We start from the raw sequence: 14,821 nt of genomic DNA, 5'->3' as shown, positions 1-14,821 counted from the left end.
CGATTGTCTCTATCTTAAGCAACTAACTGGGCTTACACAAGGCGGTTTTCAGGAAATAAAAAGTCGCAATAACCGATACAGTTATCAGTTATCAGTTATCAGTTATCAGTTATCAGTTATCAGTTATCAGTGGGAAGTTGTGGGGTGTGGGGTGTGGGGTGTGGGGTGTGGGGTGTGGGGTGTGGGGTGTGGGGTGTGGGGTGTGGGGTGTGGGGTGTGGGGTGTGGGGAAGTGGGGAAGTGGGGTGTGGGAAGAATAAATAAAAATAATCTCCTATCTCCTATCTCCTATCTCCTATCTCCTGTCTCCTGAATACTGACTCCCGACTCCTGCCTTCGTTATAACCATTGTTGTAATTCCGGCCAGCCCAAACCCTGACGCACAATCTCCGGTTGATCGCTGGTAAAGTCAACAATGGTTGACACTTCCGAACCGGGAGCCGAACCATCTTCGATAATTAAATCAACCACATGATCGAGGGCATCGAATAACCTAGGGGTTTCTAATCCCTTGGTGGGAAAATCTCCCTCCTCATCGGGAAGATGGGCAGAACTAGAGATAATGGGATTTTCTAGGGTTTCGATAATAGTGCGACAGATAACGTGATCGGGAACCCGGATACCGGTGGTTTTCCGCTTCGGATTCATCACCACTTTCGGCACTAATTTAGTCGCCGGTAAGAGAAAAGTGTAGGGACCGGGTATAACTCGTCGCATAATCTTATAGGCATAATCGCTGACCACTGCGTACTCGGAAATATTCGACAAAGAAGAACAGAGAAACGTCAAGGGTTTATCATTAGATAGTTGCTTGATTTGGCGAACTCGTTCGACGGCGGATTTCACATTGAGATCGCAACCGATCGCATAGACGGTATCGGTAGGATAAAGCATAATTGCCCCATTTTTCAGGGCATGACAGATTTCTTGGATAGAACGTTGTTGGGGATTTTCCGGATGGAGAGAGTAAATAGTAGCCATGATAGCAAAATCGTCGCCTATTGGGATTGTCCCACGGGAATTGCCGGGGATATGTGTTTAGGGGCGTTAGTAGATTTAGGAGTCCCCTTAGAATACCTGATTGCACAACTAAAAACTTTAGGAATTGAGGATGAATATCAGTTAAGGGCCGAAAAAGTGCATCGTCGCGGTCAAATTGCTACTAAGGTTCACGTCGATGTCACTGCCGAGAAGTCCGCCGATCATCACCACCATCATCATCATACCCCCGCTCGTCATTTACCGGAGATTGAAAATTTAATTAAACAGGCAAATTTACCCCAGAAAGTCCAAGAATGGAGTTTAGCGGTTTTTCAACAACTTGCGATCGCAGAAGGATCTGTTCACGGGATCGCGCCGGAAAAAGTGCATTTTCACGAAGTTGGGGCAACCGATGCCATTATTGATATCGTCGGGACTTGTTTGGGTTTGGACTGGCTATCGGTGAGTGAATTATACTGTTCTTCTCTACCCACCGGCGGCGGTACAGTTCAGGCCGCCCATGGTCGTTTACCAGTTCCCGTGCCAGCAGTAGTACAATTGTTTAGTCAGCGACAAGTCACAATTTATAGTAATGGCATCGAAGCGGAGTTGGTAACACCCACGGGGGCAGCTATTGTGACAACTTTAGCTAAAAGTTTCGGTAAACCCCCGAAAATGCAGTTAGAAAAGGTCGGTTTAGGGGCAGGTACAAAAGATTTACCGATTCCCAATCTTGTCCGGCTTTGGTTAGGGAAAAAAACACCAGAAAAGCTAGATGAAATTGAAACCGTGGCAGTTTTAGAAACTCAAATTGATGACTTAAATCCGCAAGCGATCGCCTACTTAAGCGAGGCTTTATTACAAGCAGGTGTCTTGGATGTATTTAGTCAAGCAATTACTATGAAAAAATCCCGTTTGGGAATACTTTTGACAGTAATTTGTGCCTTGGATAAAATTGCTATTTGTGAAAATATGATCTTTCAGGAAACCACAACTTTAGGCATTAGAAGGACAATTCAAGAGCGATCAATCTTAAAAAGAGAGATACAATCGATCGATACTGTCTATGGACAAATTCGGCTAAAAGTTGCCTATAAAGAGTCAATTAATCAACCGATTACCGTACAACCAGAATACGAAGATTGTGCCGCTATTGCCCGTCAGCATCATCTACCTTGGCGATTTGTTCATCAAATGGCCTTAGCTATTTGGCAAGAAAAAAATTAGTCTTGACAGCAGGGCGATTTTCTCCTAAAACTGCCATATCCATTGTTTGAAAGCTATTTTCAGGACAATAATCCCAATTTAAAACCTGTTCTTGGCTAAAAGGACAATCAACTGGAAAAGTTTCTTTTGGTAAATTAGTTTCATTTACCGTCCCTCGCACTGCTTTCTGATAACATTCTGCGAAAATATCGGCTAAATAGGGTTTTAAGCTAGGACTATCCCTTAAAATAAGCTCTAATTGTTCTCTTTGCTCATCAATGGTATTTATCGAGTTATTAGTCCGTTTTTCTGGTTGATATTGCCATTTAAGTAAGTGCATCAAGAGAACTTTTAAACGGCCGAATACCTCCCGTCTATTATTACGTCCTATATCGGATATTTCTTCGATTAAGTTATCTAAATCAAGGGCTTGTAAATTGCCCTTTTTTAAGTGATTTACGGTTTGCTCAAGCCACAAATTAAAATCAGTTTCATAAAGTTGATAATATCCCATTTAAGTAGGTAGGCACAATTATTTGTAGGATGGGTTAGCGGTAGCGTAACCCATGCGGGCGTTGGGTTTTATGCTTCAACCCAACCTATGTTCATTTTATATTTAATTCCACCCACCTACTTAGAAGTGGGTGGTAACGCACCACTCTCTTAACTATAACCGTTCAGGGGAGGTATCAAGCAGCCAGTGATATTGACTCTGTGGAATTGATTGATACCCAATTTTTGCAGGTGATGGAAAACTATACAACAAGGTTAGAAGAACAAGGAAATAACAATCCTGTTGCTTGGTTACGGAACATAGCGCAATAGTTGGGGCAGTTTCTCAACCCTCAAGCGAGAAGTATAGAGGAATATCAGGGGTTTTTATTAGAGGTATTACAAGCAAAAGCAGAGATTAATGATGGCCGTGCTATAATAACTGACAACGATTATTATTATAAAAATATGCAGTATAAAGTCAGTCTTAAGAAAACAGAAGAAGGATATGCTGTTTGGTGTCCCGGTTTACCAGGCTGTGCTTCTCAAGGTACAACAAAAGAAGAAGCTCTCAATAATATTCAAGATGCTATTGTGTCTTATTTAGAAGTTGCCGAGGAATTGAATCAAGGTGTAGAATCTTGTTATGTGGAAGTTGAATTAAATCATGCCTAGTCTTCCCGGAATTAATCATCAACGAGCCATTAAAGCCTTTGAAAAAGCAGGATTTAGGATCGTTCGACAGGGTAAACATATTACAATGACTGATGGAGAGCATATCTTAACAATTCCCAGAGCTAATCCAATTAATGCTTATACAATGGGAACAATTATTAAAGGTGCTGGAATGTCTATTGAAGAATTTTAAAAACTTTTGTAAAAGCATCGGATTAAGGTTATGGACGAAAAACGCCCCCAAGCTTATGTTAATTTAATTGAATAGTTGCTCGCTTGTACTGATGATGAGGAACGAACTAATATTCTGCAAGCTAATATGGAATTGATTGACCCTCAATTTTTGCAGGTGATGGAAAACTATGCAACAGGGTTAAAATAATAAGGATACAATAATAACCATGCAGATTGATTTAACACAAAACTTTGGGCAATATCTCAACCCTCAAGCGAGAAATATAGAAGAATATGAGGTGTTTTTAACTGTTGGGGACATTGACAATAGGCTAAGGTGTTGTTAGTATATCCAACATGAAGGCTACCGCGCTCATTCGTCGTCGCGTCATCTTGGCCCCAGACGCATTCGCAGAAGTCCCTGTCTGGCCTGTTCCCCAACCAGTTCTGCCATCGGATCATCCTTACGTCATATACTTAAAAGTAGGATAAGAAATTGTTTAGAGAGTGATCCAAAACTTTAAAGATAAAGAAGCTCAAAAAGTTTTTGAACGTAAACATTCGCGTAAATTGCCATTAGATATCCAACAAGTGGCATTGCGAAAATTGCGGATGCTTAATCGTGCGGAAACCCTGCAAGATCTTCGTGTCCCACCAGCAAATCGATTGGAACGTCTGGTTGGTGACAGGGAAGGTCAATATAGCATTCGGGTTAACGATCAATGGCGAATTTGCTTTGTCTGGCAAAACGGTGATGCTCTAGACGTAGAAATCGTTGATTATCATTGAGGTAAAATAATGAATGAAGATAAACTAATGCCAATTCATCCCGGTGAGGTTCTTTTAGAGGAATTTATCAAGCCAATGAACCTTAGTCAGAATCAAATAGCTCTGGCTCTTGGAGTTCCTGAACAATGTATTAACGAAATCGTTCACGGAAAGCGGTGTATCACGGCGGATATAGCTCTTCGGTTAGCTCGTTATTTTGATATGTCACCGCGATTTTGGCTGGGATTACAAATGGATTACGATCTGGACGTTGTTGAAGATGAAATAGGAGATCAATTGGACAAAGAAGTTGCTGTAATGACAGTTATTTGTGCAGAAAAGTAATTTGTTTGATATGTTCTAAGGCAGAAACTTGGAATATATCAAACAAATTTGGCAGCGACCCCCCTTGACAATCACGAATATTTATTGTATCACGTTAAATCATAAGGTTGGTCTCTCTCAAAAAAAATCACAGTTCATCACATAATCACATCAATCACAGTACAGACAATGATGGAAGACTATGCAACAGGGTTAGAAGAACAAAGAAATAATACTCCTGTTGCTTGGTTACGGGATATAAAGTATAGAATCTTGTTATGTAGAAGTCTAAAGCATGATCTATATGATTATTTAATTGACTGTCATTCTAGCCTGACCTATAATCATGGAAAGCTCAATCAGGAAAGTGAAAATGAGACAGGTACTTACAGCGAGAATTTTTCAAGAAGATAATTGGTTTGTTGCCCAATGTTTAGAGGTTGATGTTGCTAGTCAAGGGGAAACAGAAACCGAGGCGTTAAACAATCTCCAAGAGGCTTTAGAATTACATTTTGAACCGCCTTGTGCAACAGTTATTCCCCGATTACAGAAGATAGAGGTAGAAATCAATGCCGCTTAAGCCTTTATCTTATCGTGAGATTAAACGCAAGTTGGAAGCGGCAGGGTTTGAAGTTATTAGTCAAAAGGGGAGTCATGTTAAGTTTGCCAAGGATACTCCCGAAGGAAAAATGACAACGATTGTTCCCTGTTATAAGGAGGTAACAATCGGTACAATTAGCAGTATTTTAAGGCAAGCGGGATTAAGGGTTGATGAGTTTGAGCGTTTATAGTTAATATCCTCTATAGCATTCTGTGTCATAATCGCCCTATATCAAGGGGACTCATCCTATCATAGAGTCATCCGCCAAAAAACATCATAGTCCCTCATTCAATCATTCTAATCACAGTACAGACAATGAATGAACAAGGCGGCCAAGCTTATATTAATTTAATTGAACAGTTGCTCGCTTGTGCTGAGGGTGAGGAACTCAATAATATTCTGCAAGCAAATCAGGAATTGATTGATCCCGAATTTTTGCAGGTGATGGAAAACTATGCAACAAGCTTAGAAGAACAAGGAAATAATAATCATGCGGCTTGGTTACGGGATATGGCGCAACAGTTGGGGCAGTTTCTCAACCCTCAAGCGAGAAGTATAGAGGAATATCAGGGGTTTTTATTAGAAGTATTACAAGCAGAATACGAGAGTGATAGCGATCCTGCGGTGGTTTATCCTATCCTACAACGCCGTCAACATCTGTTAGATGATACTTTTGCCCAACTGTTGCAACAATTCGCTAGAAAATGTTTTTCTAAAAGGAATATCGAAGATGTAGCAGATATTGTGGGGGTTATTGAAAACTTACGCAATAAACTTCAAGATGCTGGAGTAATTGGAAATTTATGTCACATAATTCAAGATTTTCCCTTGGGAAGTCGGGCTAATAATCTGGAAATTGCCATTACAGGCTATCAGACCCTTTTTGAAGTATATACTCGTGAAGCTTTTCCTGAATATTGGGCAATATTAAAAAATAATCTGGGAATAGCTTATAGTCAACGCATCAGAGGGGAAAAGGCAGATAATCTAGAGTTAGCGATCGTTTCTTTAAACCAGTCTTTAGAAGTCCGTACCCCTGAAGCCTTTCCTTATGAATGGGCGAGCACACAAAACAATCTGGGAGAAGCGTATAGAAATCGTATCCGAGGGGAAAGGGCTAATAATTTAGAGTTAGCGATTACCGCTTATAACCTGTCTTTAGAAGTATTAACCCGTGAAGCCTTTCCTTATGAATGGGCGAGTACACAAAACAATCTGGGAATAGCTTATGGAAATCGCATCAGAGGGGAAAAAGCAGATAATCTAGAGTTAGCGATCATTTCTTTAAACCAGTCTTTAGAAGTCCGTACCCGTGAAGCCTTTCCTTATGAATGGGCAACGGCACAAAATAATCTTGGTACTGTTTATAGAGATCGCATCAAAGGGGAAAGAGCCGATAATCTAGAGTTAGCGATAGCGGCTTATAACCTATCTTTAGAAGTATTAACTCGTGAAGCCTTTTCTTATGAATGGGCGAGTACACAAAACAATCTGGGAATAGCTTATGGAGATCGCATCAGAAGAGAAAGATCCGATAATCTAGAGTTAGCGATTGCTTCTTTAAACCAGTCTTTAGAAGTCCGTACCCGTGAAGCCTTTCCTTATGAATGGGCGAGTACACAAAACAATCTGGGAGAAGCGTATAGAAATCGTATCAGAGGGGAAAGGGCTAATAATTTAGAGTTAGCGATCACCGCTTATAACCTGTCTTTAGAAGTAGTAACCCGTGATAGCTTTCCTTATGAATGGGCAATGACACAAAATAATCTAGGGATAGCTTATGGAGATCGTATCCGAGGAGAAAGGGCTAATAATTTAGAGTTAGCGATTACCGCTTATAACCTGTCATTAGAAGTATTAACCCGTGATAGCTTTCCTTATGAATGGGCAAGGTCACAAAATAATCTGGGGAATGCTTATCTAGATCGTATCAGAGGGGAAAGGGCAGATAATCTAGAGTTAGCGATTACCGCTTATAACCTGTCATTAGAAGTCCATACCCATGAAGCCTTTCCTTGTGAATGGGCAAGGTCACAAAATAATCTAGGGAATGCTTATCTAGATCGCATCAGAGGGGAAAGGGCAGATAATTTAGAGTTAGCGATTACCGCTTATAATCTGTCATTAGAAGTATTAACCCGTGAAGCCTTTCCTTGTGAATGGGCAAGGTCACAAAATAATCTAGGGAATGCTTATCTAGATCGTATCAGAGGGGAAAGGGCAGATAATTTAGAGTTAACGTTCGCCACTTATAACCTGTCTTTAGAAATATATACCCGTGAATCCTTTCCTTATGAATGGGCAACGACACAAAATAATCTGGGATTAGTTTATCTATATCGTATCAGAGGGGAAAGGGCAGATAATTTAGAGTTAGCAATCACCGCTTTAAACTTAACATTAGAAGTCCGTACCCGTGAAGCCTTTCCTGAACATTGGGCAAGTACACAAAATAATCTGGGGTTAGTTTATAGAAATCGCATTAAAGAGGAAAGGACAGATAATCTAGAGTTAGCGATCGCTGCTTTTAACCTTTCTTTAGAAATAAGAACCCCGACTGCTTTTCCTATAGACTGTTTAAGAACAGGACGAAACTTAGGAGATACTGCTAACCTGATCGAAGACTGGGAAACCGCCATCAAAGGCTACAACTTAGCTATCGAAGCAGTAGAAAATACCCGACTCGAAGCCTTAAACCCCCAACGACAACAAGAAATTCTCTCCGAGGCAATGGATGTTTATCATGGCATTGTTCAATCCTATCTCAACCTCAATCAAAAAGATCGCGCGTTGGAATACGTTGAACGTAGCAAAACCCGCTATCTAGTCCAATTGCTTACGGAACGAGATATCTATCCTAAAGGTAATATCCCCCAAACTATTATTACCGAATTAGATCGCCTCCGTCGTGCCATTATTGGGGAAGAACAACGGTTAGCCATCCAAGAACAAACCCGCAATCGGGGAGAAATTTTAACCCTAGATCAACAAAGACAACCCATCTTAAATGACTATACTCACCTCAATCAATTAAAACAAGAATTAAATCAATTTATTGACCGTGAAATAACTCCCATAGACCACACTTTTAGCTTAACTCAAAAGGTTGAAAGCATTCCTCTAAGTGACATTCAATCCTTAATTGATCAAGATACTGCCATCTTAGAATGGTATATTTCAGGGGATAGTATTATGGCGTTTATTGTTACTAATGAGGGTTTGATCCCCCCTAATCCTGCTTCAAAAGGTTTGATCCCCCCTAACCCCCCTTCAAAAGGTTTGATCCCCCCTAACCCCCCTTCAAAAGGTTTGATCTCCCCTAACCCCCCTTCAAAAGGGGGGAATAGTGAGGTAAAAGGGGTTAAAGTTTGGCAATCTTCAGCAGAAGATCGAGGAAAATTGATTGATTTTATTAAAGATTATCGTGACGCTTATGAAAATAATAAAACCGAGTGGATTAAAAATCTTAATTCTTGTTTAAATCAACTGTCAGAAATTCTCCACATTGATGAACTTTTAGAACTGATTCCTAAATCCTGCGATCGTCTCATCCTAATTCCCCATTGGTTTTTACATATTATTCCCCTTCATTGTTTACCCCTAAAAAATGGACAATTTCTCTATCAACGCTTTTCTAATGGTGTAGGATACGTTCCCAGTTGCCAACTTTTAAAACTGGTAAAATTATCACAGCGAGAAAACTTTACTCGTCTTTTTGCTATTAAAAATCCCACCAGAAAAGACCTAAAACCTCTCTTAGGTGCAAATCTAGAAATCGAGAGAATTAGTCAAGGATTTGCTACTGAAAAAACCATTATTATTGGGGAATTAGAAGCATCAGAACAAACCCTAGAAAACCGTCGTCAAGAATTACAAGCATCCCATTGTCTTCACTTTTCCTGTCATGGTAAATTTAATAATGAATCCCCTAGAGATTCCGCTTTAATGTTAGCAGATCCAGACGGTAACTTAGGAGAATTAGCTAACCTAACCCTAGCAGAAGTATTTGAAAAATTTGACTTAAGAGAATGTCGTTTAGTCACTTTTTCTGCTTGTGAAAGTGGTATAATCGAAAGTAAAGCTGATAGTATTAGTGATGAATATGTGGGTTTACCGAGTGGTTTTCTATTTGCAGGAAGTTCTAGTGTTGTTAGCACCCTTTGGACAGTAGATCCCCTAGCAACCACGTTATTTATGGCTAAATTTTATCACGATCTTAAACGGATTTCTATCCAAGATCAAGGGAGTATTGCCATTGTTTTAAATAATACACAAACATGGTTAAGAACATTGAACAGTAAAAAATTAGCCAGAATTAAAGATAGTCAAAAATTCCAGCAATTACTCGATCGAGTCTTTGAGAGTAAACGGGATAGAAGAAAATTCCAAGACTTATTAGAAGCTGCGGTTAAACGTGAACCCTATCCCTTTGCCAATCCCTATTATTGGACGGCATTTATCGCAACAGGGATTTAACTCAGATCTTGCAGCATTATCCAAAAGTCCAAAAAAACCGATTTTTTCTGCCTCTAAAAATCGGGTTTTTAATATCAGGGGTAAGATCTGAGTTTAAGAATCAGGATAATTTTGACAAAATTTATCCAGTCCTTGATCCTGAATATAAACAGCAACTATAGCAGATAAAATTCCCGCGACTTGCGGAGGACACATCAAATATCCTACAATAATACCTGTTAAAGTAGGGATAAGTGCGGGTAAATATTTTTCTCGCAACTTCGGTTGACAAATAGAATCACGACATTTATTAAGAACAATAACAAACCAACGAAAATCAGCATTATCTTCTACCCCTTCAATCCCGTTACGAGTGGCAATAGACTCAGCAGCATCTGCTAAATCTCCCTCCCATTCCTCAATAACATCAAGTGCAATTAAAACGTTCTCATTGTCCGCAAATTGAATACGGTACTGAGCAATTTTTTCCAGTGTTAACTGCGTTGTGTCTGACATAATACCATCCTTAAAGCTAAAACCAATTTTTTCCCATTATCTCACCTTATAATCGTCTCGTCGCTAAAGGTTTTGACTTTACCGATGGCAAGTTAATCCAGTCAAGATTAGCTTAGAAGACTAAGAATAAGCGAATTTTTTGGGGTGAGAATTTACTTTTGTCAAAAATTATTACATATTCGCAACAAAATACACTTTTTTGAGCAAACTAATATACCATACTTAGACAAGGCGATCGATTATTTTGTCCCAAGAATTACGCGCTAAACTTATCTCCTGTTATCCCGAAAGTCAGGAAAAAGAGGAAGTCTTAATGAAGATGATTTCTGAACATTAATCAATTGAGGATAGGGAGAGGTTGCTAACGGTCAATATTGCAACCTGAATCGCTTTTTCAATGGCCTGTTGTTTGCTTTCTAAACTAATCCCTTCCTCTTTGTTTCTTTGGGCAATCACAGCACAAATACAAGCGGCAGTAAATCCATAAACCCCCGCCATTTTAAATAAAGTTCCCGCTTCCATTTCATAATTGAGAATATTTAAACGTCGATATTCTTCCGTAATTCCCTCTAAGTGACGCTGAAGATAAGGGTTAGCAGAAGACAGGATTCTTTCTTGTCCTTCATAAAAACTATCCACAGAAGCGGTAATACCTACATGATAATTTACTCCCAAAAATTGAGCGGATTTGACTAGAGCAACTGTCAAAAAAGGATCCGCCACTGCGGGATATTCCGGAGGAGCAATATCATTAGCTGCACCTTGCCTACATAAAGCCGCTTGCGAGATAATAATATCACCAATTTTTATTCTATTTTGAATTGCGCCACAAGTACCGATACGAATAATAGTTTTAATTCCCACCTGTATTAATTCATTAACCACAATACTCAAAGATGGCGCACCCATGCCACTGGTAGCCAGAAGAATTGGGGTAGAATTATCTAGATAGCCAAGATAACTATTTAATCCGCGATAATCCGATAGTAAACGTGCATTTTGTAAATAAGTTTCGGCAATATAGCGCGAGCGTTCTGGTTCCCCCGATAATAGGGTGATAGTCGGTTTTGCCGTGCCTAAATCCTCACTGCTAAAGTTGAGATGATAGGGTTTTTGGTGAGATAAGTTATTGGACATTTAAATCAAATTAAGAGCAGTTACTTTGGTTAAATAGCAGGGTAAGAGCATCTCAATTAGGCTTGACAAAAGGCTTTCAGCACAGCCATCATATAGTTATTATCCATGGCCGCCCGTTTACTTTTTTGTGCCAGACTACGTCGGTAAGTGGATTCCTGGTTAAGAGCGTTAAGTGCTACTCGTCTCAAGAAGGCAAAATTACGAGGGCTGTGACCAGAGCGAATCCGACATTGATCCTCATTAAAAGTAACATCTAAAATCCAATGAGCCTGATTTTCAATGCCCCAATGTTTACGAATAGCATTACCTATTTTTTGAGCATCAGCAGGGAGAGAACTGAGATAAAATTGGACTTCACAAGTGGTTTTATTCCAAAGATGACGAACTCGTTTAACCATGATAATACTTTGAAGTCCTTGCCATTGAGCCTGTTGATAAAGACCGCCGAAAGCTTCTAAAGGTACAGCCCAACACCAACGTTTTTCGAGGCGATGATGACCTTTTTCCAGACGGTAATCATAACTAAATTGAATACCATCAAATTGATGTGCTTGAGCTTGCTCAAACCAGTTTTTGACCTGAGTATAAAGAGTCGGATGATTAGCTTTAAGGGCGACAACGTAGTCAGCTTTTTTGGCTTGAATATGATTAATAATCGCCGTTTGAGTTCCCATAGCATCTAGGGTGATAATTGCCCCTTGAAGGTCTAACAGTTCTAGTAAAGCGGGAATAGCAGTAATCTCATTGGATTTATCTTCCACCTTGACTTGTCCTAAAACTAATTTCTGCTCCCCCGCCCAAGCCGTCACTAAATGCAAGGCTTTAATTCCTTGATTACGGTCGTAAGAACCTCTGAGACTTTTCCCGTCTATGGGAACTATTTCCCCCGAAAGAGAACCGATTAAATGGGGCAGCCATTGAGACAAAACTTTGTCCAAAACTTCCGGGTTAATCCGTTCAAAAACCCGCCGAAAAGTGTCATCAGAAGGAATGCCATTAGGTAATTCTAAAAACTCAGATAACCAAGACTGCTTACTGAGTCCATAATTTTCCATGTCTTCCCAACCTTTGGCTCCTGCTATAACTGCTAAAACAGCAATGACTAAAATATCAGTTAATAAATGTTTTTGGGTTCGGGACGCTCTTGGGTCAGGAATATCTTGAAGATAAGTCAATAAACTAGCTTGAATTTCATTTATTGATGTTAAAGGAAGCTCAGGTTTTAGTTGAGCTTTATTTCCGGTGGGGAGAACGGGAGCAAAACCTTTACCCATGAGCTATTTCCTCATTAATTTTCATCAACAACAGTGAGACTAAGGCTAATTATAAATTATACAGAGGTAGCAGCGGCTAAGTCTGGGTACTGGCAGTGCGGGACGGTGCTATGGCGATTTGATTACCCTATTCAGAAATCTTTGTCAAGTACAATTTATACCAAATTAGATGAGCTTACCCTGGGTTAAATAGGCTTTTAGTTATTATAACAACTTTAGGTTTTAATTAAAATTAAATATTTAATTATTGACAAAAGAGAATCAAGCTTAAGGACGACTATTGATATTAAGTTCTTGCACTAATTCGTGTACTGTGGTTGAGGGATTGGCATCAAAAGGATGTTTTTTGGCTTCATCTCTATCTTGAATAAGTTTTGCTGCATTAGTGATTGCTGTTGTCTGGTATGGCTTTAATTTTTCGTACATATCCTCTCGATTTTTTGCATATTGTTCTTTTTCGTTTAATAATTTACACTTTTTCATCTGAGTATTTAAAATTTTTGGGTATTCACTTCGGGATGTGGCAATATCCAGATATTGAAAGTGTAAAATAAACCAAATTTCAAAAGCTTCATTAGAATAGGCAATCTTGATATTTTGTTCTTTAGCCAGTCCTTCTGCTTGATTAAATTGCTCTTTAGAACAGTTATCTTTATCAAAAACACACCAGATTTGATCGAATGAGTCATCTTGTTTTAGATTATCTATAATCTGAATAGCTTTGTTGACTAAACTCAAGCTATTTTTACCTTCACCTTTCACCCTAACTTCAATTTTCTTAGGAACAGTAAAAGCCTTAAAATAGTTAACTTCAGTTTTTTCTCCCTCGCAAATAATTAAAAATCTTTTTCTTGTTTCTCTAGTCTTAGTTTGGCGACGCAAATAATCGGAAGTATTCCTGTTGTTACTCATACTAATTACCAATAATTGTACTTAAATCACCAATAAAAGGTATTGCTCCATAACGACCTTGAATATAATCTTTTTCAAATGTATTATTATTATTAATATCAGCAAATTCCACCAAAGAATATAAATCTGTTGCTCCTTGATGATTTTTTTCGGTAAACCAAATTTGATCCCTCCTCAAAAATTTATGACTAAGTAAATTAATATCGTGAGTAGTAAAAATAAGTTGAGCATTTTTGGGATTAGTTTTCTGAGAATTAAATAATTCGATTATACTTCTAGTCATTAAAGGATGAAGTCTGGCATCCAATTCATCAATTACTAAAACTTCCCCTCTTTGCAAAGTGTCTAAAATCGGTGCTGACAGAGCCAAAATCTTTTTAGTTCCATCAGATTCATGTTTGTCCATATCAAAAATTTCTAACTCAATCATTTTACCTGTTGAGTCATACTTTGGATGATAGGTTTTTATGGTAGCGGACTTTATTTCACCGCTAGAGTGACTGATTATATTTCTGACAACATCCGGTAAATCTTGCGGGAGACTGTCTAAGGAAATTTTTCTGGTTTCTGTTTCTAGGTTGAGATTGTCAATACTTAAATCTAATTTTTTAATTAACTTAGTCACATCATCAATCAAATCTTGTCTATTAGAAAGATGCTCAAGCGTAATCGCTTTTAATAATTCCACATCTAACCCTGACACAACACCTAAGTGACTAAACCAAGAGACAATTTCCACCGCTAGAGAATTATTAAATTGAGCCGCTAGTGATAAAAACAGAGTATTTTTTTTGGTCAATCCTCTTAGTATATTACCTTGTTCAATATTTTTGCTATATTCTATTTTATCGCCTTGCCGATTAAAGATTTTAGTTTCACGACTTCTGGGTGTACAAAATAACCATTCGGAAACTACTCGCTTTTGAGTTACTTCAAATCCATATCTATAAGTTTTATTTTTTAGCTGAAAAACTATTTCAAAAAAGGATGGTTTATCAACAGTTTCGGTACTTAATCTAAAGGGTTCCACATCTATTTTGTCAGTGATTTGTAATTTTGCAGAATTCATGACAAACCGTCGCATAAAATTGAATGCCAGAATTAAATTACTCTTACCACTGGCATTTGCTCCATAAATAGCGGCACTTTTAAGTAAACTAAATTGTTGATTAACCTTAAAAACATTATTTTTATCAAGCTCATCATTACCGTTGGCATCCTCTGCAGCTACCATACTGAGAGTTACTACATCTTTAAAAGAGCGATAATTGCCGACACTAAATCCGATGAGCATTGCATATTAACCC

15 protein-coding genes are annotated in these 14,821 nt (G+C 38.7%); 8 read left to right on the top strand and 7 right to left on the bottom strand.

Going from position 1 to position 14,821, the window contains the following annotated elements; genetic code table 11:
• Positions 1-338: 338 nt before the first annotated feature.
• Entirely contained in the window at positions 339-980 is a 642-nt protein-coding gene (locus B5D77_RS16730; protein WP_008206028.1) for an L-threonylcarbamoyladenylate synthase, read from the bottom strand.
• Here B5D77_RS16730 and larC point away from each other — a divergent pair.
• Entirely contained in the window at positions 957-2,207 is a 1,251-nt protein-coding gene (larC, locus tag B5D77_RS16725; protein WP_106909233.1) for a nickel pincer cofactor biosynthesis protein LarC, read from the top strand. The two genes, B5D77_RS16730 and larC, sit on opposite strands and share 24 nt — an antisense overlap.
• Here the strand turns inward: larC and B5D77_RS16720 are convergent.
• On the bottom strand, positions 2,185-2,700 hold the full coding sequence (locus B5D77_RS16720) for a DUF29 domain-containing protein (RefSeq protein WP_254052977.1): 516 nt from the start codon (positions 2,698-2,700) through the stop codon (positions 2,185-2,187). The genes larC and B5D77_RS16720 overlap by 23 nt on opposite strands.
• Positions 2,701-3,146: 446 nt before the next feature.
• On the opposite strand from B5D77_RS16720, the gene B5D77_RS16705 reads away from it, so the two are divergent.
• The 7 genes from B5D77_RS16705 to B5D77_RS16670 all read left to right on the top strand — a co-directional run bounded on the left by B5D77_RS16705 (position 3,147) and on the right by B5D77_RS16670 (position 9,696).
• Positions 3,147-3,353: a type II toxin-antitoxin system HicB family antitoxin gene (locus tag B5D77_RS16705; RefSeq protein ID WP_039900529.1), complete on the top strand. Its 207-nt coding sequence runs from the start codon at positions 3,147-3,149 to the stop codon at positions 3,351-3,353.
• Positions 3,346-3,546, top strand: a complete 201-nt coding sequence (locus tag B5D77_RS16700; RefSeq protein WP_106909232.1) for a type II toxin-antitoxin system HicA family toxin — start codon at positions 3,346-3,348, stop codon at positions 3,544-3,546. Before B5D77_RS16705 ends, B5D77_RS16700 begins: the two co-directional genes overlap by 8 nt.
• Before the next feature lie 488 nt (positions 3,547-4,034).
• Positions 4,035-4,316 (top strand): type II toxin-antitoxin system RelE/ParE family toxin, encoded by a 282-nt coding sequence (locus B5D77_RS16695; protein WP_002740810.1) that lies wholly within the window; start codon positions 4,035-4,037, stop codon positions 4,314-4,316.
• Between the two features lie 9 nt (positions 4,317-4,325).
• Positions 4,326-4,640: a HigA family addiction module antitoxin gene (locus B5D77_RS16690; RefSeq protein ID WP_002737909.1), complete on the top strand. Its 315-nt coding sequence runs from the start codon at positions 4,326-4,328 to the stop codon at positions 4,638-4,640.
• 352 nt (positions 4,641-4,992) lie between these two features.
• A complete protein-coding gene (locus B5D77_RS16680) occupies positions 4,993-5,199 on the top strand; it encodes a type II toxin-antitoxin system HicB family antitoxin (RefSeq protein WP_002740815.1) in 207 nt (68 codons plus the stop codon).
• Positions 5,189-5,410 carry a type II toxin-antitoxin system HicA family toxin gene (locus B5D77_RS16675; protein WP_002800940.1) on the top strand — a complete coding sequence of 74 codons (222 nt, stop codon included), beginning with the start codon at positions 5,189-5,191 and terminating at the stop codon, positions 5,408-5,410. The genes B5D77_RS16680 and B5D77_RS16675 overlap by 11 nt, the downstream gene beginning before the upstream one ends.
• 125 nt (positions 5,411-5,535) lie before the next feature.
• The gene (locus B5D77_RS16670; protein WP_106909231.1) at positions 5,536-9,696 is read left to right on the top strand and encodes a CHAT domain-containing protein; all 4,161 of its coding nucleotides are present in this window, start codon (positions 5,536-5,538) and stop codon (positions 9,694-9,696) included.
• 93 nt (positions 9,697-9,789) lie between these two features.
• On the opposite strand, the gene B5D77_RS16665 is transcribed toward B5D77_RS16670, so the two are convergent.
• From B5D77_RS16665 to B5D77_RS16645, 5 genes are all read right to left on the bottom strand, one after another.
• Entirely contained in the window at positions 9,790-10,191 is a 402-nt protein-coding gene (locus tag B5D77_RS16665) for a hypothetical protein (protein WP_002790986.1), read from the bottom strand.
• Positions 10,192-10,524: 333 nt separating this feature from the next.
• The gene (locus B5D77_RS16660) at positions 10,525-11,328 is read right to left on the bottom strand and encodes a nucleoside phosphorylase (protein ID WP_012264975.1); all 804 of its coding nucleotides are present in this window, start codon (positions 11,326-11,328) and stop codon (positions 10,525-10,527) included.
• A 56-nt stretch (positions 11,329-11,384) separates the two neighbouring features.
• Positions 11,385-12,602 carry an ISAs1 family transposase gene (locus B5D77_RS16655; RefSeq protein ID WP_254052976.1) on the bottom strand — a complete coding sequence of 406 codons (1,218 nt, stop codon included), beginning with the start codon at positions 12,600-12,602 and terminating at the stop codon, positions 11,385-11,387.
• A 267-nt stretch (positions 12,603-12,869) separates the two neighbouring features.
• Positions 12,870-13,514, bottom strand: coding sequence for an RloB family protein (locus B5D77_RS16650; RefSeq protein ID WP_106909230.1), 645 nt, complete (start codon positions 13,512-13,514; stop codon positions 12,870-12,872).
• 1 nt (position 13,515) lies between these two features.
• Positions 13,516-14,808, bottom strand: a complete 1,293-nt coding sequence (locus tag B5D77_RS16645; RefSeq protein WP_106909229.1) for an ATP/GTP-binding protein — start codon at positions 14,806-14,808, stop codon at positions 13,516-13,518.
• Positions 14,809-14,821: the final 13 nt, after the last annotated feature.

The organism is Microcystis sp. MC19 (assembly GCF_003019735.1).
GTDB lineage: Bacteria > Cyanobacteriota > Cyanobacteriia > Cyanobacteriales > Microcystaceae > Microcystis.
This window is presented reverse-complemented; position numbering and strand designations above follow the sequence as displayed.

Bases quoted from the DNA above. Each gene is read 5' to 3' on its own strand.
- larC (WP_106909233.1), top strand. From the start codon at position 957: ATGGAGAGAGTAAATAGTAGCCATGATAGCAAAATCGTCGCCTATTGG.
- B5D77_RS16730 (WP_008206028.1), bottom strand. From the start codon at position 980: ATGGCTACTATTTACTCTCTCCATCCGGAAAATCCCCAACAACGTTCT.
- B5D77_RS16720 (WP_254052977.1), bottom strand. From the start codon at position 2,700: ATGGGATATTATCAACTTTATGAAACTGATTTTAATTTGTGGCTTGAG.
- B5D77_RS16705 (WP_039900529.1), top strand. From the start codon at position 3,147: ATGCAGTATAAAGTCAGTCTTAAGAAAACAGAAGAAGGATATGCTGTT.
- B5D77_RS16700 (WP_106909232.1), top strand. From the start codon at position 3,346: ATGCCTAGTCTTCCCGGAATTAATCATCAACGAGCCATTAAAGCCTTT.
- B5D77_RS16690 (WP_002737909.1), top strand. From the start codon at position 4,326: ATGAATGAAGATAAACTAATGCCAATTCATCCCGGTGAGGTTCTTTTA.
- B5D77_RS16680 (WP_002740815.1), top strand. From the start codon at position 4,993: ATGAGACAGGTACTTACAGCGAGAATTTTTCAAGAAGATAATTGGTTT.
- B5D77_RS16675 (WP_002800940.1), top strand. From the start codon at position 5,189: ATGCCGCTTAAGCCTTTATCTTATCGTGAGATTAAACGCAAGTTGGAA.
- B5D77_RS16670 (WP_106909231.1), top strand. From the start codon at position 5,536: ATGAATGAACAAGGCGGCCAAGCTTATATTAATTTAATTGAACAGTTG.
- B5D77_RS16665 (WP_002790986.1), bottom strand. From the start codon at position 10,191: ATGTCAGACACAACGCAGTTAACACTGGAAAAAATTGCTCAGTACCGT.
- B5D77_RS16660 (WP_012264975.1), bottom strand. From the start codon at position 11,328: ATGTCCAATAACTTATCTCACCAAAAACCCTATCATCTCAACTTTAGC.
- B5D77_RS16655 (WP_254052976.1), bottom strand. From the start codon at position 12,602: ATGGGTAAAGGTTTTGCTCCCGTTCTCCCCACCGGAAATAAAGCTCAA.
- B5D77_RS16650 (WP_106909230.1), bottom strand. From the start codon at position 13,514: ATGAGTAACAACAGGAATACTTCCGATTATTTGCGTCGCCAAACTAAG.
- B5D77_RS16645 (WP_106909229.1), bottom strand. From the start codon at position 14,808: ATGCTCATCGGATTTAGTGTCGGCAATTATCGCTCTTTTAAAGATGTA.